General features: G+C 62.1%; 26 protein-coding genes. 15 read left to right on the top strand and 11 right to left on the bottom strand.

Translation table 11 applies throughout. The annotated features are described in order from the left end of the window. Positions 1-11: 11 nt before the first annotated feature. From urtE to H146_RS22385, 3 genes are all read left to right on the top strand, one after another. A complete protein-coding gene (urtE, locus tag H146_RS0100385; RefSeq protein ID WP_019949854.1) occupies positions 12-698 on the top strand; it encodes an urea ABC transporter ATP-binding subunit UrtE in 687 nt (228 codons plus the stop codon). Positions 699-842: 144 nt separating this feature from the next. Further along, the gene (fmdA, locus tag H146_RS0100390; RefSeq protein ID WP_019949855.1) at positions 843-2,078 is read left to right on the top strand and encodes a formamidase; all 1,236 of its coding nucleotides are present in this window, start codon (positions 843-845) and stop codon (positions 2,076-2,078) included. A 4-nt stretch (positions 2,079-2,082) separates the two neighbouring features. Further along, the gene (locus H146_RS22385) at positions 2,083-2,415 is read left to right on the top strand and encodes an FmdB family zinc ribbon protein (RefSeq protein WP_026351650.1); all 333 of its coding nucleotides are present in this window, start codon (positions 2,083-2,085) and stop codon (positions 2,413-2,415) included. Between the two features lie 182 nt (positions 2,416-2,597). On the opposite strand, the gene H146_RS0100400 is transcribed toward H146_RS22385, so the two are convergent. Continuing rightward, positions 2,598-3,032, bottom strand: coding sequence for a GFA family protein (locus H146_RS0100400; protein WP_019949857.1), 435 nt, complete (start codon positions 3,030-3,032; stop codon positions 2,598-2,600). A 258-nt stretch (positions 3,033-3,290) separates the two neighbouring features. Between H146_RS0100400 and H146_RS0100405 the strand changes: the two genes are divergently transcribed. After that, positions 3,291-4,775 carry a methyl-accepting chemotaxis protein gene (locus H146_RS0100405; protein WP_019949858.1) on the top strand — a complete coding sequence of 495 codons (1,485 nt, stop codon included), beginning with the start codon at positions 3,291-3,293 and terminating at the stop codon, positions 4,773-4,775. 103 nt (positions 4,776-4,878) lie between these two features. Beyond that, entirely contained in the window at positions 4,879-5,271 is a 393-nt protein-coding gene (locus tag H146_RS0100410; RefSeq protein WP_019949859.1) for an MAPEG family protein, read from the top strand. A gap of 112 nt (positions 5,272-5,383) precedes the next feature. Here the strand turns inward: H146_RS0100410 and H146_RS0100415 are convergent, their stop codons facing one another. The 3 genes from H146_RS0100415 to H146_RS0100425 all read right to left on the bottom strand — a co-directional run bounded on the left by H146_RS0100415 (position 5,384) and on the right by H146_RS0100425 (position 6,549). Continuing rightward, complete coding sequence (locus H146_RS0100415) at positions 5,384-5,587, bottom strand: hypothetical protein (protein ID WP_019949860.1); 204 nt, start codon at positions 5,585-5,587, stop codon at positions 5,384-5,386. Then, positions 5,584-5,835 carry a hypothetical protein gene (locus H146_RS0100420; protein ID WP_019949861.1) on the bottom strand — a complete coding sequence of 84 codons (252 nt, stop codon included), beginning with the start codon at positions 5,833-5,835 and terminating at the stop codon, positions 5,584-5,586. Before H146_RS0100420 ends, H146_RS0100415 begins: the two co-directional genes overlap by 4 nt. Positions 5,836-6,099: 264 nt before the next feature. Further along, a complete protein-coding gene (locus H146_RS0100425; protein ID WP_019949862.1) occupies positions 6,100-6,549 on the bottom strand; it encodes a cytidine deaminase in 450 nt (149 codons plus the stop codon). Positions 6,550-6,719: 170 nt separating this feature from the next. On the opposite strand from H146_RS0100425, the gene H146_RS0100430 reads away from it, so the two are divergent. Further along, positions 6,720-7,598: an HAD-IIA family hydrolase gene (locus H146_RS0100430; RefSeq protein WP_019949863.1), complete on the top strand. Its 879-nt coding sequence runs from the start codon at positions 6,720-6,722 to the stop codon at positions 7,596-7,598. Between the two features lie 131 nt (positions 7,599-7,729). Then, positions 7,730-8,662, top strand: a complete 933-nt coding sequence (locus H146_RS0100435; protein ID WP_019949864.1) for a ribokinase — start codon at positions 7,730-7,732, stop codon at positions 8,660-8,662. An 88-nt stretch (positions 8,663-8,750) separates the two neighbouring features. Here H146_RS0100435 and gabT read toward each other — a convergent pair whose 3' ends face one another. From gabT to H146_RS18030, 4 genes are all read right to left on the bottom strand, one after another. Then, a complete protein-coding gene (gabT, locus tag H146_RS0100440) occupies positions 8,751-10,043 on the bottom strand; it encodes a 4-aminobutyrate--2-oxoglutarate transaminase (RefSeq protein WP_019949865.1) in 1,293 nt (430 codons plus the stop codon). 168 nt (positions 10,044-10,211) lie between these two features. Continuing rightward, complete coding sequence (locus H146_RS0100445; protein ID WP_019949866.1) at positions 10,212-11,606, bottom strand: sensor histidine kinase; 1,395 nt, start codon at positions 11,604-11,606, stop codon at positions 10,212-10,214. Continuing rightward, on the bottom strand, positions 11,603-12,271 hold the full coding sequence (locus tag H146_RS0100450; protein ID WP_019949867.1) for a winged helix-turn-helix domain-containing protein: 669 nt from the start codon (positions 12,269-12,271) through the stop codon (positions 11,603-11,605). Before H146_RS0100450 ends, H146_RS0100445 begins: the two co-directional genes overlap by 4 nt. Continuing rightward, on the bottom strand, positions 12,268-12,624 hold the full coding sequence (locus H146_RS18030; RefSeq protein WP_051090944.1) for a PepSY domain-containing protein: 357 nt from the start codon (positions 12,622-12,624) through the stop codon (positions 12,268-12,270). The genes H146_RS0100450 and H146_RS18030 overlap by 4 nt, the downstream gene beginning before the upstream one ends. A 222-nt stretch (positions 12,625-12,846) precedes the next feature. Between H146_RS18030 and H146_RS0100460 the strand changes: the two genes are divergently transcribed. The 4 genes from H146_RS0100460 (at position 12,847) to H146_RS0100475 (ending at position 14,893) form a co-directional block, all read left to right on the top strand. Beyond that, the gene (locus H146_RS0100460) at positions 12,847-13,335 is read left to right on the top strand and encodes a PepSY domain-containing protein (protein WP_019949869.1); all 489 of its coding nucleotides are present in this window, start codon (positions 12,847-12,849) and stop codon (positions 13,333-13,335) included. Between the two features lie 160 nt (positions 13,336-13,495). After that, positions 13,496-14,263: a 3'-5' exonuclease gene (locus tag H146_RS0100465; RefSeq protein ID WP_019949870.1), complete on the top strand. Its 768-nt coding sequence runs from the start codon at positions 13,496-13,498 to the stop codon at positions 14,261-14,263. Between the two features lie 82 nt (positions 14,264-14,345). Continuing rightward, complete coding sequence (locus tag H146_RS0100470; RefSeq protein WP_019949871.1) at positions 14,346-14,603, top strand: type II toxin-antitoxin system Phd/YefM family antitoxin; 258 nt, start codon at positions 14,346-14,348, stop codon at positions 14,601-14,603. Next, entirely contained in the window at positions 14,591-14,893 is a 303-nt protein-coding gene (locus H146_RS0100475) for a type II toxin-antitoxin system RelE/ParE family toxin (RefSeq protein ID WP_019949872.1), read from the top strand. The genes H146_RS0100470 and H146_RS0100475 overlap by 13 nt, the downstream gene beginning before the upstream one ends. A 21-nt stretch (positions 14,894-14,914) precedes the next feature. Here H146_RS0100475 and H146_RS0100480 read toward each other — a convergent pair whose 3' ends face one another. Beyond that, positions 14,915-15,463: a YgjV family protein gene (locus tag H146_RS0100480; RefSeq protein WP_019949873.1), complete on the bottom strand. Its 549-nt coding sequence runs from the start codon at positions 15,461-15,463 to the stop codon at positions 14,915-14,917. Between the two features lie 347 nt (positions 15,464-15,810). Between H146_RS0100480 and H146_RS0100485 the strand changes: the two genes are divergently transcribed. Continuing rightward, a complete protein-coding gene (locus H146_RS0100485; protein WP_019949874.1) occupies positions 15,811-16,578 on the top strand; it encodes a transporter substrate-binding domain-containing protein in 768 nt (255 codons plus the stop codon). 105 nt (positions 16,579-16,683) lie between these two features. Here the strand turns inward: H146_RS0100485 and H146_RS20470 are convergent, their stop codons facing one another. Further along, positions 16,684-18,159, bottom strand: a complete 1,476-nt coding sequence (locus H146_RS20470; RefSeq protein ID WP_083920743.1) for a pyridoxal-phosphate dependent enzyme — start codon at positions 18,157-18,159, stop codon at positions 16,684-16,686. 97 nt (positions 18,160-18,256) lie between these two features. Between H146_RS20470 and H146_RS0100495 the strand changes: the two genes are divergently transcribed. Further along, positions 18,257-18,760 (top strand): Lrp/AsnC family transcriptional regulator, encoded by a 504-nt coding sequence (locus H146_RS0100495; protein ID WP_019949876.1) that lies wholly within the window; start codon positions 18,257-18,259, stop codon positions 18,758-18,760. Beyond that, a complete protein-coding gene (locus H146_RS0100500; RefSeq protein ID WP_019949877.1) occupies positions 18,757-19,161 on the top strand; it encodes a VOC family protein in 405 nt (134 codons plus the stop codon). The genes H146_RS0100495 and H146_RS0100500 overlap by 4 nt, the downstream gene beginning before the upstream one ends. A 328-nt stretch (positions 19,162-19,489) precedes the next feature. On the opposite strand, the gene H146_RS0100505 is transcribed toward H146_RS0100500, so the two are convergent. Further along, on the bottom strand, positions 19,490-20,695 hold the full coding sequence (locus H146_RS0100505; RefSeq protein ID WP_019949878.1) for a pyridoxal phosphate-dependent aminotransferase: 1,206 nt from the start codon (positions 20,693-20,695) through the stop codon (positions 19,490-19,492). 192 nt (positions 20,696-20,887) lie between these two features. Here H146_RS0100505 and H146_RS18035 point away from each other — a divergent pair, with 192 nt between their 5' ends. Then, entirely contained in the window at positions 20,888-21,646 is a 759-nt protein-coding gene (locus H146_RS18035; protein WP_019949879.1) for an arginase family protein, read from the top strand. Positions 21,647-21,766: the final 120 nt, after the last annotated feature.

Consider the following 21,766-nt stretch of genomic DNA (forward strand, 5'->3'; position numbering starts at 1 on the left):
GGGAAACCATTATGCTTCATACCCGCGACATTCGCGTGAGCTACGGCATGAGCGAGGTCATTCACGGTCTTTCGTTCGGTGTCGGCAACAATGAAACACTGGCCATCATGGGGCGCAACGGCATGGGCAAGACCACGCTGTTCAAGGCTCTCATCGGCATTTTGCCTGCCAGCGGCACCATTCAATTCGGCACCGAGGAGATCATAAGGCGTCAGCCTTTCGAACGCGTCAAACGCGGGCTGGCCTATGTCCCCCAGGGGCGGTTGGTATTCGGCACGCTCAGCGTCGAAGAGAACATCAGCGCCGGGCTTGAGGCCACCGGTCGGCGCAGCGTGCCAACGGACATCTATGATCTCTTTCCGGTGCTCCATGACATGCGTCGACGCAAGGCGGGCAATCTCTCCGGCGGTCAGCAGCAGCAGCTTGCCATCGCCCGCGCACTGGCCACCGACCCGAAAGTGCTGCTGCTCGACGAACCCACCGAGGGAATTCAGCCTTCAATCATCAAGGACTTGGCGAGAACACTTAATGAGATCAAGAGGATACGAAAGATCAGCATTGTCGTATCGGAGCAGGTTTTGAGCTTCGCCAGCGATATTGCCGACCGCATGATCGTGCTCGACAAGGGCCATATCGCTTTCGAAACCGCCGGTGACGAAATCGATGCCGCTCGTATCAGCCGACATCTCACCGTCTGATGGTTTGCAGCCGATCAGCGTTAAGTCCGACAGGCTGCCAGCTGCGTTATCCGACGTATTGCTGCACAGCACCCGGGGCTGAAGACTGAAGTTGATGCTCGATATTCCGGCTCGTCTACAAGACACCGCTACAAGGAGAAAAAAATGACTGATACGCTCATAAGGGTCGACCTTGACACGCCCGCCACCGCCAACGAAAAGGTGCACAACCGCTGGCACCCCGATATCCCCATGGCCTGCTGGGTACAGCCCGGTGCCGACTTCATTCTCGAAACCTACGACTGGACCGCCGGTGCTGTCGCCAACAACGACGACGCTACCGACGTTCGCGATGTGGATCTGAGCACGGTTCATTATCTTTCAGGACCCGTCGGCGTCAAAGGTGCCGAACCGGGTGACCTGCTGGTAGTGGACATTCTCGATATAGGCGCGCTGAAGGGTGCCGAATGGGGCTTCAACGGTTTCTTCTCAAGGCAGAATGGCGGCGGCTTTCTCACCGAGCACTTTCCTCATGCTCAGAAATCAATCTGGGACTTTCACGGCCTCTACACCAGTTCGCGCCACATACCGGGAGTCAATTTCGCCGGACTGATCCATCCGGGACTGATCGGCTGTCTCCCCAGCCGCGACCTGCTCGGCACCTGGAACAGTCGCGAGAAGGAACTGATCGCCACTGATCCCGACCGCGTACCGCCGCTGGCCAATCCACCGGTTGCCGAGACCGCCCACATGGGAGCACTGACCGGTGACGATCGCAACCGGGCTGCCGCCGAAGGGGCGCGTACAGTGCCGCCACGCGAACATGGCGGCAACTGCGATATCAAGGACCTGTCGCGGGGTTCGAAGGTCTACTTCCCGGTTTATGTCGACGGTGCCGGGCTGTCAGTGGGTGACCTGCACTTCAGCCAGGGTGACGGCGAAATCACTTTCTGCGGTGCGATCGAAATGGCCGGTGGCTGGGTACATATGAAAGTCGAGCTGATCAAGGGCGGGATGCAGAAATACGGCATCAAAAATCCGATCTTCAAACCCAGTCCGATCGTGCCGACCTACAACGACTATCTCATCTTTGAGGGAATATCAGTCGACGAGGCCGGCAAGCAACACTATCTCGACGTCAATGTCGCCTATCGCCAGGCCTGTCTGAACGCCATCGAGTACCTCAAAAAGTTCGGCTACTCCGGCGCTCAGGCCTACTCCCTGCTGGGCTGTGCCCCCGTGCAGGGGCATATCAGCGGCGTGGTCGATATCCCCAACTCCTGTGCGACGCTGTGGCTCCCCTGCGACATCTTCGACTTCGATATCCAGCCGAATGCCAGCGGACCACAGCAGATCATTTCGTCAGGTGTCGACGTACCGATCGCCTACGACAAGGAGTAGCCACATGCCCGTTTACGAATACGACTGTGAGAACTGCGGCCTCTTCAACAGGCGGCGACCGATGCTGGAGTGCGCCCTGCCTGCCACATGTCCGAGCTGCGGCGTCAGTGCGCCGCGGTTGATTTCGCCGCCGCGACTGGCGCTGGTATCAACAGCCACGCGAACGGCTCACGATACCAATGAGCGCAGCGCCGAGCGGCCACACACCTCGAACACCTGGCAAGGCACCCATCCTGCCGGTTGCAGCTGCTGTTCGGGCAACAGCGGGAAAACCACAGATGTGCAGCCGGCATACAAGAGCAGAACCGGTGCCCGCCCCTGGATGATCAGCCACTAGCAGCAGCCTTTCCATCGACATGGCGGCCATGGGCCGCCAATAGAAAGCTATATGCGACATGCGGAGATCTCCCGGCAGCGCCTATGACGTTTATCCGCCATAAGCTGACGGCGAGCAGCGGTTCGATATCACTGTCTTCCGCTTTCAATCGCCGGGACTCCTCCTTTTCTCCTCTTTCAGCGCTACCCGGCCGGCTGCTCACCTTCGCCGGACGCCCTGCTCTTCGGCCCCTTGCGATAGCGCGGCGTGTCGTTGGCCAGCGCATAAAAGCCCGGCTTGTCGTCGATAAAGATCTGCGAAGTGAGCACCATCGGCCCCTGATCGTCGAAGCTGCCGGCGGTGAAGGCGTAAAAATTCTCGCCCCGATGGTGGAAATAGAGGCTGCTGCCGCACTGCTGGCAAAAGCCGCGTTCGCCCTGCTCGGAGGAGTGATAGACGCCCACCGGAGAACCCTCCTCGAACTGCGCCTCGCCGTCGCAGAGCACCGCGAACAGCGGTCCACCGGTGGCACGGCGACACATGCTGCAGTGACAAAGGCTCACCTCTCCGCCGTGACGCGCCCTGAAACGTACGGCGCCGCACAGGCATCCGCCGGCGCGTTCGACTATGTCGGTCATCGGCTCTGCTCCACTAATGCAAATGTGTACAGGATTATAGCGGTCGTGTTCACCGCCTCCACTCTCCAAAGGTCCAGCCCTTGAGGGCACCGCCGAGAACAAGCACTCGGCGCCGGAGCACAGGAAGACACATTGCCCGGGCTGTGGCTGAAAGGTATCTGCGCTCACCCGATTTTCAGAAAACACTGAATCAAGTATTTCTCAAGTACGCCGATACAGTAATTACGCCCTTCTTCCATCGCCTTCAAGAATCTCGCCATGGCCTCTACTTCAAGTCGTATCGAGCTGTTGCTGGCGCCGGTCTATCAACGCGCCAGTCGTATGATGTCGTTTATGACGCTGCTGCTGATGGTTGCCAGTATCGCGCTTGCCCCCTTCCACGACCGCTGGATAGCAGCGCTGGCAATCGGTCTGCCGACTACCGCTACGGTGATTCTCGCCGCCACACGATGGCCCACAGCGCTGGTGACGCGGCTACTCTTTGCCACTGCGCTCATGATCTTCGCAGCGCTGCAGATTCATCTGCTCAACGGCTTGATCGAGGCGCATTTCGTAATTTTCATCCTGCTGTCGCTACTGCTGCTCTACCGCGACTGGCGTCCGGTGGTGACGGCCGCCGGCGTTATCGCCGTGCATCATCTGTTGATGGGCTTTCTGCAGAGCCGCGGCGCGCCGATCTACGTGATGCCCGCCGATCATCTGAACCATCTCATGGCCATGGTGCTGGTACATGCGGCCTACGTGGTCATGGAAGCCACGATGCTGGTGGCGATGACGAGGCTGATGCGCCGCGAGGCGATCGCTGCCAGCGAATTGAGCGCCATGAGCACCCATATCGGCCGTCAAGACGGTCATTTCGATCTCGGCGTCGAGGAGCAGTCCATGTTCAGCACCCTCGGCGAAAGCTTCCGGCACACGCTGCAGGCGGTACGCAATACACTGCATCAGGTGGTCGAAAGCGTCGCCGCGCTCTCCGGCACCGGGCGGGATATCACCACCGGCAATGAGCGGCTCGCCGAGCGAACTCGAGACCAGGGGCAGGCGCTGGCGCGCGCCTCCGCCACCCTCGATCAGCTCGGCCAGCGGGTACAGGACAACCTGACCAGCGCCGATGCCGCCAGTGAGCGAACCCGTCATGCCGGCGCGCTGGTCGAGCAGGGCTGCGAGCGGGTCGCCCAGCTCGGCGAGGCAACCCGGCAGATGCGCGAAAGCTCGGGTCATATCACCGAGATCACCGCACTGATCGACAGCATCGCCTTTCAGACCAATATCCTGGCGCTCAACGCCTCGGTCGAGGCCGCTCGCGCCGGAGAAAGTGGCCGCGGCTTCGCAGTGGTCGCCCAGGAGGTGGGCACGCTGGCGCAGAAAAGTGCCGAGGCCTCGCGCCAGATTGCCGAGACGATCGCCTCGACGCGCCAGCACATGGAGACCAGCAGCGCCCGCGCCGATGAGGTCACCGACACCATGGGCGAGATCGCCGAACAGACGCGGCGCATCAATGCTCTGATGGACGAGATTCGTCACGCCGGCAGCGAGCAGCGTGACAGCATCGGGCAGATCAGTCGTGATATCGCCGCCATCGGCGAAGGCACGCGCGAGAATGGAGCGCTGGCCGAAGAGCTGCGTGACGATGTGGGAGAACTGCAGGGTCAGGCGCAGCGACTGCATGAAGCGCTGGGGGTTTTTGTACTGGGCTCTCGCGGCTCACCTGCAGCAGCGCGCAACCTGTCGTTCGAAGGCTGAGTGTTGTGCGCGACACTGTGCCAGGCTCGAAGGGTTCGACCGGCCGCCGGAGGCGGGCATCGTCGTCCGAACGTCACTCACCACCATTACAGGGAACTGATCCATGACGCTGGAGCTGCTACTGCTGAGCTGGACGCTGGTACTCGCCGTGGTACAGATCATGCTGCCCGCCGCCTTTCGCAATCGCGAAACCGGGCTCGCGTACAATGCCGGCCCCCGCGATGACGACGGTCCGCCCATGGGCCGCATTACCGCCCGCCTGTTTCGCGCTCAGCGTAATCTGTTCGAAACCCTGCCGCTGTTCATCGGCGCGATCCTGATCGCCCATGTCGGCAACCAGTTGGGGGCATTGACCGCCTGGGGCGCCTGGCTCTATCTGCTGGGGCGTATCGCCTATCTGCCACTCTATGCGCTGGGTGTCCCCTGGCTGCGCTCGATGGTTTGGGGGGTATCGCTGCTGGGTCTGGGGCTAGTGATACTGGCGATCATTTTCTGAGTGACGCATCGGATCATTGACCGCCCGACACGACAACGCCGCCTGATAAAGGCGGCGTTTAAAAGATCGGGCGATATTTTACTGTCACCGCCGCCTGGCGGTGAACGCCACTTCAGGCAGAGAGAGCAGCTGGTGTCTGTCGTGCGGGGGCCGCGCGGTTGATCGCCTGAAATGCTTTTTCCAGATTGTGTGTATCGCACAGGAAAGCGTTACAGGAAGCGCAGTAGATGCCATGGCCCTCCATCCGCTGCACGGGCATATGAAACTGGTTATGGCCGCATTCATTACAGCGCAGATCAAGGGTGACGCGCATCATGCCCATTGCCTCCCGACGACCTGCTGATCGTTGATCGGCTGGCTTTCGCGGGCCAGCTGCAGGCTCAGCATCCTCGACATGTTGAGGGCGCGGATGGCGTAGCTGGCGCCCTGGCCGTCGCGCCAGTGGCCGACCGTGTTGAGAAACTCACCGCATTCGGTGCAGTTGATTTCGTCCCAGTCGTTATGAACGTCCAGCGGTGCATCCTGAGTATTACCACAGCGGGTGCAGTCGACCTGATGAGTCATGATACGTTCTCCTTCCCTGGTGTGAGCCGGCACTCCCTGCCGGCGTTGGGGCATCCTGCCCTGTCCTCGGTCTTCCTGACCGGATTCGCGGCGATCCTGCCGCATCGAGCCTGCATCCTGCCGGCTCCGGACAGCCTTCCCTGCTGTCCTTATGACCTTACAATGGCATAGTGGTTCCCGATGTACAAGCTTTGTACATTATATTTTGTTGACCCTTTAGTGACAGCGTGACGGAAGTTATACCGCCGCCCTTGAAAGCCTCCTTCAACCGGCTGTACTCCGGTCAGGGCCAGCCGCCTCGAGGTTGCCGGGCCCGAAGGAGTCCGGCAGCAGGGTGGCGATGTCATAGCGCGCCAGCGCCACCCCCTGATGATCGAGCACCACGATTTCGGTTGCCGCCGTGGCGAACTCACGAATGCGCTGGCGGCAGTCGCCGCAGGGTGTACACAGCGCTTCACCGGGTCCGATCACGTAAAGGGTGCGGATGCTGTGCTCGCCGCCGGCCACCATTGCCGCGATGGCGCCGGCTTCGGCGCACAGCCCCTTGTAGTGGGCGCTCTCGACGTTGCAGCCGGGGTAGCGGGCGCCGCTGTCGCTGATCAGCAGGGCGCCTACCGGGTGGTGGGAATAAGGCGCCCAGGCGCGATCGCGCACGGCGATAAGCTCAAGGCGCAGCGCTTCATCCAGCGTCGCCGCCGTTTGCGAGTCACTCATGACAGGCTCCCGAGAAGTGAGATGACAACGTCATTGTCGCAGCCGCGGCACGGCGAGAACAGCTGTCCATGAAAGGTCAATGTTGCCGTGTATAGTGAGGGAAAATGTCGAACCGGCAGGCGCTTCGTGCGACGCTATGCACAAACCCTACCCACACGGGAGAACAATCAGTGACGAGCCGCAAACACCACGCCGAGAGAGACGTCGACTGCTGGCTGACCGACATGGATGGCGTGCTGATTCATGAAAACCGCGCCATTCCGGGCGCCGCAGAGCTCATTCACCAGTGGCGCGAGCAGGGCAAACCCTTTCTGGTACTGACCAATAACTCGACCTATACGCCGCGGGATCTGAGTGCGCGGCTGGCGCGCAGCGGCATCGAGGTACCGGAGGATCAGCTGTGGACCTCGGCGTTGGCCACCGCCTCCTTTCTGGCCGATCAGTCGCCCGGCGGTTCGGCCTTCGTGATCGGCGAGGCGGGGCTGACCACCGCCATGCATGAGGCCGGCTTTATCATGACCGATGCCGACCCGGAGTACGTGGTGCTGGGCGAGACCCGCACCTACTCCTTCGAGGCGATCACCCGTGCGATTCGGCTGATCAACGGCGGCGCACGCTTTATCGCCACCAATCCCGACGTTACCAGCCCCAGCCCGGAAGGCGTGCTGCCGGCCACCGGCGCAGTAGCGGCGCTGATCACCAGCGCCACCAAGCGCGAGCCCTATGTGGTGGGCAAGCCCAATCCGATGATGTTTCGCTCGGCGCTCAACAAGCTGGGCGCGCACTCGCTGCGCACCGGCATGATCGGCGACCGCATGGATACCGATGTGGTCGCCGGCATCGAGGCGGGACTGCATACCGTTCTGGTGCTCACCGGTATCTCCGATCAGAAGGAGATCGAGCGCTACCCCTTCCGGCCCAAGGAGACGCTCAAGTCGGTGGCCGATCTACTGGACAGCAACCGCAGTTCGAAAGGCGCCTCCGGCAGCAGCGGCAAGAGCAGTGACGACAGTAAAAGCGGCGGTAAAACGTCGCAGGAAGACGACTGATCCGACGATCAAAGCCTCATGACAGGCGGCCCGGCGGTCTCGCCCCGTATCATCCGGGAGGGCGACAGGGTGACAGCCGGCCGCCGTCTGTTCGATGATCAGTCCATTGACTCTACAGGACAGGAGTAAGCATGGCGCCTTTCGCCCCTTCTTCCCCTACCGTTTACAACTTCGGCTCGATCAATATCGACCACGTTTACCGAGTGCCACACCTGGTCAAACCGGGCGAAACGCTCTCCAGTACCGACTACCGGGTGGTACTGGGCGGCAAGGGCGCCAACCAGAGCCTTGCGCTGGCGCGCGGCGGCGGTCGAGTCGTGCACTGGGGGCAGCTGGGCAAGAGCGATCGCTGGGCGCTCGATACGCTGAGCCAAGGGGGCGTCGATACCGATAGCGTCCGCCTCGTCGATGGCCCCAGCGGCCATACCGTGATTCAGGTGGATGACAAGGGTGAAAACGCCATCGTGCTGTTCGGCGGCGCCAATCAGGCCTTCACCGCCGAGCGTATCGACGGTCTGCTCGACGGCGCCGAATTCGGCGACTGGCTGCTTTTGCAAAACGAGTGCAATGCGGTGGACGAGATCATCGAACGCGCCCTGCAACACCGGCTGAAGATCGCTTTCAATCCGGCACCGATGACCCGGGCGGTCAAGGATCTGCCGCTGGATGAACTGTCGCTTCTGTTCGTCAATCGCGGCGAGGCGGCCGCGCTGGTGGGATGCGATGCAGAGAGCACCACCGAAGTGCTGACCCGGGCGCTGCACGAGCAGCTGCCGGAGACCGACATCGTGCTGACGCTGGGCAGCGAAGGCGCCTGGTTCATTACCGCCAACAGCGGCGAGACGCACTACCAGCCGGCGCGGCCGGTTCAGGCGGTTGATACCACCGGCGCCGGCGACACCTTCATCGGCTACTACATGGCGGCCCTGCAGGAAGGCCGGGATGTCTCCACCTGCCTGCTGCGCGCCACTGCCGCCGCGGCACTTGCGGTGCAAAAACACGGCGCTACCGAGTCGATTCCCGACCGCGACGAGGTCGAGACCTTCCTGTCGATCGCCGGCTAGCGTCGCCTGAAGACAACAGCCAGACCGTAAAAGGCCTCGCCGGGTTCTCCCGGCGGGGCCTGGGGTCTCGCGAAGACAGGGCCTGCGATCAGGCGCTGGCGGTCTCTTTTTGCTCGACCAGCTCACTCATGATGCTCTCGATGATATCGAGGCCTTCATTGAGCACTTCATCGCTGATGGTAACCGGCATCAAAAAGCGGATGGTATTGCCGTACAGGCCGCAGGAGAGCAGGATCAGACCACGCTCGCGAGCGGTTTTGCAGAGCTTGCCGGCCAGCGCCGCATCCGGTTTGCCCTGACCATCGACCAGATCGAAAGCCGCCATGGCGCCGAGGTTACGGCTACCACGCAGCGCATCGAAGGACGCCTCCCAGCGGGTGAACCGGCCGGCCAGCTTCTCGCCCACCGCGCGGCTCTTGTCGAGAATGTTCTCCTCCTCGAATACCTCCAGCACCGCCAGCACCGCGGCGCAGGAGACCGGGCTGCCGGTGTAGGTACCGCCCAGCGAGTTGCCGCCGGAGGCGTCCATCAGGTGGTCGGTGCCCACCACCGCCGAGATCGGCATGCCATCGCCCATGCTCTTGGCCATGGTCATGATGTCCGGCTCGACGCCACTGTGTTCGATGGCGAACATCTTGCCGGTACGGCCAAAGCCTGCCTGCACTTCATCGACGATCAGCAGAATGCCATGCTCGTCGCAGATTTCGCGCAGCTGACGCATGAACTCGGGCGAGGCGGTGTGAAAGCCGCCTTCACCCAGTACCGGTTCGATGACGATCGCCGCGGTATCCTGCGGATTGGCATCGGTCTTGAAGGTCATCTTCAAGCCCTCGATGGCGTCCTCGTCGCTGATGCCCAGCGACTTGACCGGATAGGGCGCGCGATAGACCTGACCCGGCATGGGACCGAAGTCGGTGCGATAAGGGGCGACCTTGCCGTTCATCGCCATGGTCATGAAGGTTCGGCCGTGATAGCCACCGGAGAAGCAGATCACGCTGGAACGGCCGGTAGCGGCGCGCGCCACCTTGACGGCGTTCTCCAGCGCCTCGGCACCGGAGTTGGCCAGCATCACCTTGCCATGGCCGCGCACCGGGGTAATCCGGCTGAGTTTCTCGGCGACCCGCACGTAGCCGTCGTAGGGCATCACCGTCTGACAGGTGTGCATGACGCGGTCAAGCTGCGCCTTGACCGCCTCGACCACCTTCGGATGGCGATGGCCGATATTGAGCACACCGATACCGCCAGCGAAGTCGATGAAGCGATTGCCGTCAGCGTCCCACACTTCGGCGTTCTCGGCGCGGTCGGCAAAGTGTCCATCCGGACTGGCCGCGCCGCTGGCGACATAGCGCTGCTTGAGTTCGTTGAGCTCGGCGTTGGTCATGGTGCATATCTCCTCGGGGATGATCGACGGCCGCGCTCCGCCGCTGTGACGCGCGGCCATTCAAGAGGGGCGGGCAGCAGCTGCCGCTCCTAAGGTCTCTCTGCCATCATGGCGCAAAGCGCCGGCAACGGCCAATGATCGGGCGCGATTTTTCCCCGCCGGCGGGCGTCACTCGGCGCCGCCGCGAGCATCGGTGGCGACCGGCGAGGCCGGCAGCCACACCGCCACCGCCAGTCCGCCGGCCGCGGCGCGCTCCAGCACCAGACTGCCGCCGTAGAGGCTCACCAGGTCCTCGACAATAGCCAATCCCAGCCCCGAGCCGGCTGCTGCGCTGTCGAGCCGCTCACCGCGCTTCAGCGCCGCCTCGCACTGCGCGGCGGTCATGCCCGGGCCGTCATCCTCGATGCGCAGCCGAACGCCGCCCCCTTCGCGGACCACCTGCAGCCTCACCCGGCTGTGCGCCCAGGCCAGCGCATTCTCCAAAAGGTTGCCGGTCAGCTCCTGCAGGTCCTGGGGGTCGATGCGGCCACCGGCGGTGGCATCAATGTGGCGCTCCAGCACGATAGCGCGACGCTCGGCCAGCCGTGCCAGCGCCGTCACCACCGGCTCGATGGCGGCACCCACGGCGACCCGGCCATGCAGCGTGCCGCCACCGGAGGCCGAGGCGCGCGCCAGATGATGACGCACGGCGTCGTCGATACGCGCCAGCTCCGTCTCCAGTGGCTGGCGACGTTCGGCGGGAAGCCGCTCGATGCGGGTTTTCAACACGCTCAGCGGCGTTTTCAGGGCGTGGGCAAGATTGCCGGCGGCGGCGCGACCGCGCTCGATCAACTGACGGTCGCGCTCCAGCACGCCGTTGATCGCCTGCGCCAACGCTGCCAGCTCGGTGGGCAAACGACGGCTGTCAAGGCGCGCCATTTCGCCGGCATGTACCGCCGCCAGGCTGGCCGAAAGCCGCCGCATGGGCGCCAGCCCCCAGCGCATCTGCAGCGCCAGGCCGATCAGCAGCAGCGCGCCAAAGGCGCTCAGCAACAGTGCCAGCAGCCGCTGGAAACGGTCGATATCCGCCTCCAGATCGGAAGTCACAATACCCAGCGAGACCTCCAGCGGCTGGCGCCGCGAACTCAGCTGAATCTCGCGGCTGATGATGCGCAGCCGTTGACCGCGCGGCCCCTCGGCGCTGTAGATACGCGCCGCATCCTCGCCGGGCCGCTCGGGCAGGCGGCGGTCCCACAGCGAGCGTGAAGTCAGCAGCGTATCGGCGCCCTCGACCTGCCAGTACCAGCCGGAGTAGGGGCGCTCGAAGCGCGGGTCCCCCAGCGAGCCGGTGACCTGTACGGCGCCACTCACCGGATTTTGCTCAACGCTGGCCAGCAGAGCGTTTTGCAGCGACTCGAGGCGATTGTCGAAGGCGGTGGTGGCGGAGAGGCGAAAGTTCCATGACAGGCCCAGCCCCGCCAGCGGCAGCAAAATCACCACCAGCAGCAGCGAGGCAAGCAGCAGCCGGCTACCCAGCGACAGCGGTCGGCGTCGCCACGCCAGCGTGAAACGGCGCGCCGTCACGACGACTCCTGCGCCACCAGCCGGTAGCCGCGCCCACGCAGGGTCTCGATCCGTTCACGACCGAACTTGCGCCGCAGGCGGCTGATCTGCACGTCGATCACGTTGGAGTCGGGCTCCTGATCGCCCTGGTAGACGTGTTCGGCCAGTTCCGTGCGGCTCACTACCCGCGGCGCGGCGTGCATTAGATAGGCCAGCAGGCGCGACTCCTGGGCGGTCATCGACACCGGCCGCCCGGCCAGGGTGACGGTGCCGGCGTGGGTATCAAGGCTCAGATCGCCGCTGCGGATCACCGGATGGGCGTGACCATGGCTGCGCCGCACCAGGGCGCGCAGGCGAAAGATCACCTCGGCGGTTTCGAAGGGTTTGACCACATAGTCATCGGCGCCGGCAGAGAAACCGGCCGCCTTGTCCGACCAGCGCGAGCGCGCCGTCAGCACCAGCACCGGCAGTTCGATGCCGGCCTCGCGCCACTGCGACAGCCAGCGCGCGCCGTCGCCATCGGGCAGGCCCAGATCGAGTACGGCGGCATCGAAGCGCTCGGTAGAGAGCATAAAATCGGCGTCGCTGCCGTTGGCGGCCAGCTCCACCAGCAGCCCCGCCTCGGTCAGCGACTCACACAGCGCCTGCGCCAGCGCCTGGTCATCCTCGATCAACAATACCTTCAACGCGGCTCTCCTGCAGCTGCGCGCGCCGACGACAGCGGCTGGCGCTGCATGGCGCGCAGGTTGACCCCCTCGGCGCTCAACAGGCGGCCGTCGCTGGCATCGAATTCGAATTCGGCAATCTGACCGTCGGGGCTGATCATCTCGACCTCATAGCGTGGCGGGCTGGCGTTTTCCAGTTCGGCTTCCAGAATGCGTCCCTCGAAGTGCTGCTCCAGCCAGTCGAAAATGGTCGCCAGACTCACCAGCTCCCCCTGTTCGACCCGGCGCCGCAGTTCGTCGCGGTCGTCATCGGCCGCCAGCGGTGCGGCGCCCAACGCCGCAGTCAGCAGCGCGCCGGCAAGTATCACAGCCATAATAGTGTGCAGGATTTTCATGTTCATAGTGTGGACCGAAGCGCATGAACCGCCAGTGAACGCCACCACCACGGCAAAAGGCTAAAGATGAACGAAATCTGAATGACAGGCTCACGCCAGGGCAAGGTGCGCTCACCTAGAGTAGGTGCCATCGGACGTGATCGCCTCGCTTCGAGGCGCTCCGACAAACGAAGCGTTATTTCATTCGACCGGGAGACTCCCATGCAAAAGACACCTATCGCCCTCGCTTTCGCCGCCGCTACCACGCTGGGCATGAGCGGCACCGCCATGGCCGATCGCAGCGACTATGAAGAGGCCATCGATCAGTCCACCTTCTCCAACATGATCGAGCAGGCCACTGCCGCCGGCATTACTTCCTTCCGCGACCTGCAGGTCGACGAGGAGCGCGGCAACCCCGAGTTTGAAGCCGACGGCTGGAACAGGGAAGGCTGGGAGCTGGAATTGACGCTGGACGGTCAGAGCGGAGACGTGATCCGCGAGTCGCGCAACCGCACCGTGGTCTCGCCCTGGGGCCTGAGCCCGCAGCAGCTCGACAGCCTGCTCGGCCGCGCCAACAGCGACGGCTTCGAGCGCTTTGACGACATCGAACTCGACCGTGACGGCACCATCGAGGTGAGCGGGTACGGCAGCAACCAGCGCGAGATGGAACACCGCTACAGCATCGACGAATTCAACGGCAACGCACAGTAACCGTTGCCTCCGCCACGCCCCGCCGGGTTATCGCCCGGCGGGGCTTTTTTGCGTTTGTACGTGCCCCCTGCACTGTGGCCTCGCGCGATGATACCCGGCAGCTATCGCTATACTGCGCTTTCCTACTCACGGCAACGCACCATTGATGCAGGAGCGCGCCATGAAGGTCATGATCCACGACTTCGAGACCGCCGGCGGGCCGGCGCGCCGCTGCGGCGTGGTGCAGCTGGCGCTGCTGGGCGGCGACCTGGGCACGCACGGCGTTTTCATCGAGCAGTGGCGCTCCAACCACCACTACCACCCCGGCGTGGCCATCGACCCCGCCACCACACGCGTGCACGGTCTGACGGACGCCGACGTGGCCGACTGCCCCGACTACCGCCGCGCTATACCGGCCGTCTATCGCGAAGCGGCACAGCGCGGCTTCGACGCGCTGACCATTGGCTTTGGCAACAGCGGCTTCGACAATGTGATCGCCGCGCGGCTGGGCTATCGGCCCCGCGATGTGCTCGATCTCGCCATCCCGGCAAGGCGGCTCAAAATGGGCGACGGCCTGGCAAGCGGCTCACTGGGCAGCACCTTTCAGGAACTGACCGGTAAAGCCCCCACCGGTGCCCACGATGCGCTTTTCGACGTGCAGATGACCGCGGCGCTGCTCCCCGGGCTGATGGCCCGCTTCGGCTTTCATGACGTGACAGCTTTTATCGACTGGGCCACCACCGGCCAGCCACTACCCGGTCTCAAGCTGCGCTTCGGCCCCTGGCGAGGCAGCCGGGTAGAGGCACTCGACGATGACAGCCTGCGCCAATTGGTACAGCGCAAAACGGGCGATATCGATCTGAAAGCCTCACTGACGGCGGAGTATGAATATCGCGGGCTGGCGCCGCTGCCGGCGCAGGGCCAGCTTTTTCAAGGTGGCCATGACTGAACGTGGCGGCGCGGGCGTTCACTGTCATCGTCCATCAGAATGATACTATAGTGTCACTGACGATCCGGGGCGGGGTGAACCCATGAAAGTTGAGCTTGTGACAAACCTCAAGCGCCAGGCGACAAAAATCCTGGCAGACCTGCATCACTCCAGGGAGCCGGTACTGATCACTGAGCATGGCCAGCCGTCTGCTTATCTTGTTGATGTGCAGGATTATGAGTTCATGCAGCGTCGGCTTGAGCTGCTTGAGGGGCTCTCACGAGGAGAGCGTGCCGTACTCGAGGAAAGAACGCACTGCCAGCGTGAGGCCAGGGAAAAAATGAGTAAATGGCTGAAGTAATCTGGACCGAGCCGGCCCTGCAACAATTGGACGCCATTGCCGAGTACATTGCGCTCGATAATCCAGCCGCTGCCACTCGACTGGTCCAGGCGGTTTTCGACAGGATCGAGCGCCTGGAGGATTTTCCCCACTCCGGACGGCTTCCGCCAGAACTGCCTGATTCGGTATACAGGGAGGTAGTGGTTCCACCCTGTCGCATTGTTTGTCGTGCGGATGAGGAGCGGGTTCTGGTTCTCTACGTCATGCGAGAGGAGCAGCAGCTTCGTGCCTACATGCTTTCAAACAGCTAACGGCTGCTGGCTGTCGCGGGGCTAACGCTCCCGGGCGAGGGCCTCGTCGAACGCCTCCCGATAGCGCCTTTGGGCCCGCCTCAGGCGCACAATGGTGATGGCGTTGGTAACGATCACCAGCGCCTCGGCGAGTGTGCCGCCTATTGAACCGGCCAACAGGTGGCTGAACATCCAGAAAAGCGCCGCCAGCCCCAGAAAGACGCGCATGCCGATACCGCGCAGCAGAAACATGCCCAGCGTGCCGGTAACCATGGCGACAAGCGCCGGTAAATCCGCCCAGCTCTGCCAGGTGAGGCCGGCAACCACCGCGCTGACCAGCAGCACCGCTGCCATCACCACGGGATTGCCGGGGTAGCGCCGCGCCAGCGCGATGCGCGCAATCACCACTACCGACAGCGCCGCCGCGGTCCAGCTGCCGAAAAAGGCAAACTGCAACGCAAACGCGACGTTGGCGAGAATCAAAAGCAGCAGCAGGCGCTCATCGCGCCTGCTGGCGAAACCGACAAGGCACAGGATCAGCGAAGCGAGGCCGAAGAACTGGCCGGCGAGGGTACTAAAGGTGTCGGGCATTAAATCGGATGTTTCCTTTGTCGAGAGGTCAGCGATGATGCCGACCTGGTACAACGCAAGGCAATGGGGCCACGGCCTGGTTTACAAGTCCCGGCGGGACCTGATCGACGATATTCGTGCCGGCCGTCCGGCAACTTCGAAGCTTTCTGACCCGGCATCTGACGGCGCTGGAAGCAGTGCCAAACGCCTGAGAACATACCGTCCACGCTGGTATTGTGATCACTTATTCGCTAAAAAGTGAGCAGTCTGTCACGGCACGATTCGCAGGCTGCCGTCGAAGAATCCATAATTCATGACACCAGCGGATCGACCATAAACCTGTTTCTTTATACAAGGGAAAATATGTCATGTGGGTACGTGCTCTGGTCTCAATGGTATTGATCACTTTCAGTCTCGACGCTGCGGCACGCGATCTGGATGCCATTATGGAAAGTGGCACCCTGCGTGTCGGCACGACCGGTGACTACAAGCCCTTCAGCCATGAAGATAATGGCCGGTATCAGGGGTTCGATATCACAATGGCCGAGAAGATGGCCCATGCCATGGGGCTTGAGCTCGAGTTCGTCAAAACAACCTGGCCGACCCTGATCAAGGACCTGCAGGACGACGACTACGATATCGGCATGAGCGGCATCAGTCGTACTCTCGCCCGTCAGCTTCAGGCACGCTATTCCACACCCTATCTGACCTATGGCAAAACGCCGTTAGTCAGGGCCGAGGAAGCGTCACGCTTTACGTCGTTACAAGATATCGACCAACCCAACGTGCGCATCGGGGTCAATCCGGGCGGTACCAATGAAGCTTTCGTCAAGGCCAACATTCATCAGGCCGAGGTCATCACCTTCAACAATAATCTCGACATTCCGCCAGCCGTGGCCAACCACCAGGTGGATGTCATGATTACGGATAGCCCCGAAGCTCTCTTTTACGCCCATGACAACGAACAGCTCGCGGCTCCCATGGCCGCCAACCCCTTGACCCAAAGCCAGCTGGCCTATTTGATGCAGGCCGATGCCGAGCGCCTTCAGGATACCGTCGATTTTTTCCTGCATCAGCTTTCACTGACAGGCGAGCTGGACGCCATGCGCACCAGATACGGGCTAACGCCTCCATAATCGTCGCGATCAAAAATAGCTGCCCGGGCGACACCTTTGGGACATCTCGGGGTTGAAATGCGTCGATGACAGGCTACCAAGGTGGCGCGCACCTGGTTGGTCAGGCTATGGTCGAGACGACATAAGCCATTTCTCCTGCTCATGTGAGAGATTGCTGCCTGTCAGTACTGCGCTCACCGAACGTCCTCGGTAACGCTCGGGCTCGTGAAGCAGCGCCGCCAACGCAAGCGCACCGGCCGGCTCCAGCAGTAACCCCATATCGCGTCTGGCAAGTGTCATCGCCGCCATTATCTCCTCTTCACTGACCGATACGATGTCATCAACCCAGTCGTCGATATCACTCAACGCTTCGGGGATAGGCTCGCGAACGGCAACACCATCCGCCATGGTATTCACCCGTGCCGTAGTGATCCTGCGGCCCTCACACCAGCTTATTCGTGTAGCATCGGCGCCGAGCGCGCAAACGCCTACTATTTCTACCCAGGGCATTGATGACTTGATCCAGCACCCTATGCCACCGATCAGAGCACCGTTGCCCAGGGGGATCAGTACGACCTCCGAGCAGGCTCCTTTCGCCGTCAACTCACAGGCGACAGTACCCGCGCCTTCGCTTATCTCGATCTGCCGACCATCCTCGACCATGGTCAGGCCCTGCGCCCTTGCATGCTTGATCGCGGCCGTTTTGGCCTCATCGAAATCCTCGCCTGCTACTCGGATATCAGCGCCAAATGACCGTATCGCCGCAACCTTGCGAGCATTGGCGTGCTTTGAGACGAAGACCTGTAGCGGCACACCCTGCTGATGACAGCTCCAGGCCATCGCCATTCCCCAGTTACCGGCACTGGCACAAACGATGCCCGCCGCTCCATGCCTGTCAGCATGCTGCGCCACAAGACATGAAGCTCCGCGCCCCTTGAAACTGCGTATCGGGTTAAGCGTTTCGAGCTTGCATGTCAGATCAATACCGTCCAGAGGCCCCATGGGCGGTGGTCGAAACTGTGGCGTTGCGAGAAATATTGGATCAATCCATTGGTGCGCCATGTCAATCCGCTCGGCATGCAAACGCGGTCCATGATGACAGGGAAAGGCATCCGTCGAGGCGCTGTCCCGCCATCGAATTTCTTCAGCGCGCGCTGTCATCAGAATGCCGTCAAGATGATCCACCTCATGCTGAACCAGTTCGGATAGATGCGCGGGTAGCCTTCGACATTCACGCAAAAAGCCCTTACCGTCATAAAAACGCAGACCAATGTGACAATGTCGTTTTACCCTGGCAGCTCGTCCGGGAAGACTGAAGCAGTTATCCCATACCCACCGCATCTCATCGCTGCGCCAGGTGATCACCGGATCGATCAGGGTCAGCGGTCTGCCGCCCAGCTGCATCACGATGATGCGCAAACCAATACCGACCTGAGGCGCCGCCAATGCCCGACCGCTGCCATGGTATCCGCGACATTCGGCCAGAGTGGCATGCATTGACTCGGCTACAGGCTGCTGCGCGCGCCAGCCATCGCCCACAGAGCGGGCCGGTTGACATAGTCTTGTATCGGTTTCGGCTATCAGTGGTAGAACATTCGTCATGGTGGGCCTCTACTCCACAGCGTGTTTGAGGCATTCTATGGAGAATCATGGCTTCAAAGGCCGCATTTTGGCTCATATGGCTGCGGGAAAACCTCGAATGTCGAAGCGCAATGCAGGCAAACCGCAAACACCGGTTGCAGACGAGCTGGACAGACGTATTCTGGCCCTTTATCAACACGATACCCGCCTGACAGGAGAATATATTGGTGCCCGCGTCGGGCTGTCAGCGGCTGCGGTGCAGAGGCGCCTGAAGCGCCTGCGAAAAAGCGGTGTGATCGAAGCGGAAGTGGCTCGCCTGAACGCCGAGGTACTGGGATTGCCGGTAACCTGTGTGGTGGGTGTCGATCTCGAGCAGGAACGTAGTCCCCAGATTGACGCCTTCAAGCAGCGTATGCGCCAGCATCCACAGGTTGAGCAGTGCTTTTACGTCACCGGCGAGTTCGAATTTGTGCTGGTAGTGACTACACCCAGCCTTGCTGACTATGAGTGCTTCACGCGCGAGATGCTGATGAATACCCCCTGTGTCAGAGCCTTTACCACTCTGGTGAGCATGGACCGGGTAAAGCGCGGACCTTCGCTGGCACTGGAGGCAATACCATGAAACCCAAAATCAGCATCATCACCCTCGGTGTCGACGACCTCGCACGCGCCACCCGTTTCTACCGCGATGGAATGGGCCTGCCGCAGCACGATTTCGACAGTAACGACATTACCTTTTTCAGCCTCGAAGGCAGCTGGCTGGCGCTCTACCCGCGCGAAAAACTGGCCGAGGATATCGGTATCGCCGATACCGCGACTGGCACATGGAGCGGGATGACGCTGGCACATAACGTCGCGTCGAAAGAGGACGTTGACGCAGTTTTAAAGCAAGCGGTGAGCGCCGGTGCCACCCTGGCCAAACCCGCGCAGGAAGTTTTCTGGGGTGGCTATTCGGGCTACTTTCGCGATACCGAAGGGTACTATTGGGAAGTGGCCTATAACCCCTTCGAGGATTTGAGCTGACCGCCACAGACACCGACTCCCGACAGCGCCAGGTGATGCCGGAATTCGCCGGCCGCACCCTGGCGGTCGATACCGCTGTCGCGCTGCGCTGTGCCGCACTTCATGTGCCCGACCCGGGCGCTGATCGGGATTGCTGCATCGCTGCAACGGCGCTTGTTCACGGTATGACAGTAGTAACGCGCAACCTTGCCGACTTTGCCGATAAGCAGGTTCCCCTGCTAAACCCCTGGGCAAATGAATAATATAAAAGCGCTATCGACCCGCCACCCTTCAGCTTCCTGCGGTAACATCGCGATAGCGCTTTTTCCACACAGCTGCCGGGCAACCTCTACAGCCGCTGCTGGCTGCGCAGGTTGCGCATCACCTGGGCGACGTAGCGCATCTGCTCCGGCGTCCCCAGAGACGTTCGGCACCACTCCTGCGCCGGTGGAAAGGGGCGTCCCACCATCACGAAGTGCTCTTTCATCAACTGCTGGTATTGCGCCAGCGGTACCGGCGTACGGTGGAACACGAAGTTGGCCTCACTGGGCAGATAATCCATGCCCAGCTCCTCCAGCGCCCGGGTCAGAATGGCCCGGCTTTCGTCATTGCTCTGCTTGCTGCGCGCCAGGAAAGCATCATCGCGCATGGAGTGGCTCGCCGCTTCGACGCCGGGCCAGGAGAGGGTCATCCAGTCGCTTTCGATAAAGCCGGCGACATGCTCGACAAGCGGTGGCGCAGCCACCAGGTAGCCCACCCGTAGGCCCGCCATGGCGTGAATCTTGGAGAAGGTCTTGAGCAGTATGACGTTGTCCACACCGCGAGCGATCAGGCCATCGACCGAGCGGAAAGCGGGGTCGTTGACGAATTCACCGTAGGCTTCATCGACCACAAAGATGGTGTCGTCGGGCCGGCTCTCGATCCACGCCTCGATCTCGTCGGCGGGCGTAATGGTGGCGGTAGGATTGTTGGGGTTGACCAGATAGACCACCGAGGCTCCATCGTGGTTGTCCACCAGGGCACGCATATCGGCCATCTCGAATGACCAGTCCTCCCGCGAGGAGGGGGCTCTGGCAATCGACATACCGTAGTTCGAGGCGTGATGCTCGCCGTCGCCGTAGGTCAGCTCCGGAATCACCAGCTGCGTATTCGAACCCCGGGCATGGGCGGCGATGGAGGCGCGAATGCCGGCCGAGGAGCCGGGCGTGAGCAGTAGCGACGCCGGCGCCACGCCGTGATGATCGGCCAGCTGCTGGCGAAATGGCGCCAGTCGCGAAAAGGGGTAGCGGTTGGCGCCGGAGATCGAGTCGATCGCCGCCAGCTGGGCGCGGGGCGACATGCCCAGCGCATTTTCGTTGTAGTTGATGCCGATGGGATGGGTTGCCGAAGGCGTTGCCATGCCGGCAGGCGCCGACGGTACGGCTTCACTCGCTCGGGTCGGTGTGCCGGGTAGCGCCAGCCCGCCCAGCCCGACACTCGCCAGGGCAGCGCCCGACATGCCAAGAAATTTGCGCCGGCTGGCGACCCGGCCTGAATCGGCTGGTGTCTCTTTCATTTTGGCCCCTTCTTTTTTGGCGTTGTTGTGAGATAGCCTGCGGTTACAGACTGAGCGAATCGGCGCGTCGCTTCAAGGCCCGCTATTTTTGGAAAGCCTCGACACTCAGCCTGAACAGTGGGGGCACTACCGACGGGTTAAGCCGCAATGATTCTTTTCCAGGGACGTAGCGCAGACCGCTCTCCACACGCCATGGCAGGCGCACAACGTCTTGCACAGACGCTTGCCGGGCGGCTCGACACCACTTTCACGAAAGTGGGAACACCCCGTACTCCGCTTGATGCCGACTGGCAGGCGCAGTTGGCAAGCGCCTTGCCGGAACTTCGCCAGCTCGCCGAGACGCTGACGCTGCGTCTGGTGGAGGGTCATAAACCTCTTGCCGTACTGCCGCGATGCGCTGCTGCGCTGGCCACACTACCGGTCATTGCACGCCATCATCCCGATGCCTGCCTGATCTGGCTCGATGCTCATGGTGATCTCAATACCCCCGCCAGCTCGGTCTCCGGCTATCTGGGCGGCATGGTGCTGACGGCCGCAGCCGAACTGTGGGACAGCGGTCTGGGTAGCGGCTGGCGCCTCGACCAGGTGGTGCTGGCCGATGGCCGCGAACTGGATCAAGCCGAACTTGCGTTGATCACGCAGTACGACATTCGGCACCTGACTTCTGAAAGCCTGACGCCAGAGGCGCTTTCGCAGGCCATCGGCAACCGTCCGGTCTATCTCCATCTCGACTGCGACCTGCTGGCTCCCGGTCTGATGCCCACCGAATACAGCGTTGCAGGGGGCCCCGATCTGGCACAGCTATACGCGCTCTGCAGTGCCATCGGCCATCACGAATTGATCGGCCTTGAGGTCGCCGAATTCGAGGAGCAGCCTGATTTTGCCATGGCGGAAGCCGCCGAAGCGCTCTGCGATGCACTTGCGCCGGTTTATGAGCGACTGTATCGCTGAGGATATGGGCACCCCGAAAGAGACGGCGCCGGACGCAGCATGGCGGCGTGATCAACGGGCCCGGTAGCCACCTGCGTCCAGTCGTTCACATCTTTCAGATCGTCGATATCTTGATCGCCG

Source organism: Kushneria aurantia DSM 21353 (assembly GCF_000382245.1).
GTDB lineage: Bacteria > Pseudomonadota > Gammaproteobacteria > Pseudomonadales > Halomonadaceae > Kushneria > Kushneria aurantia.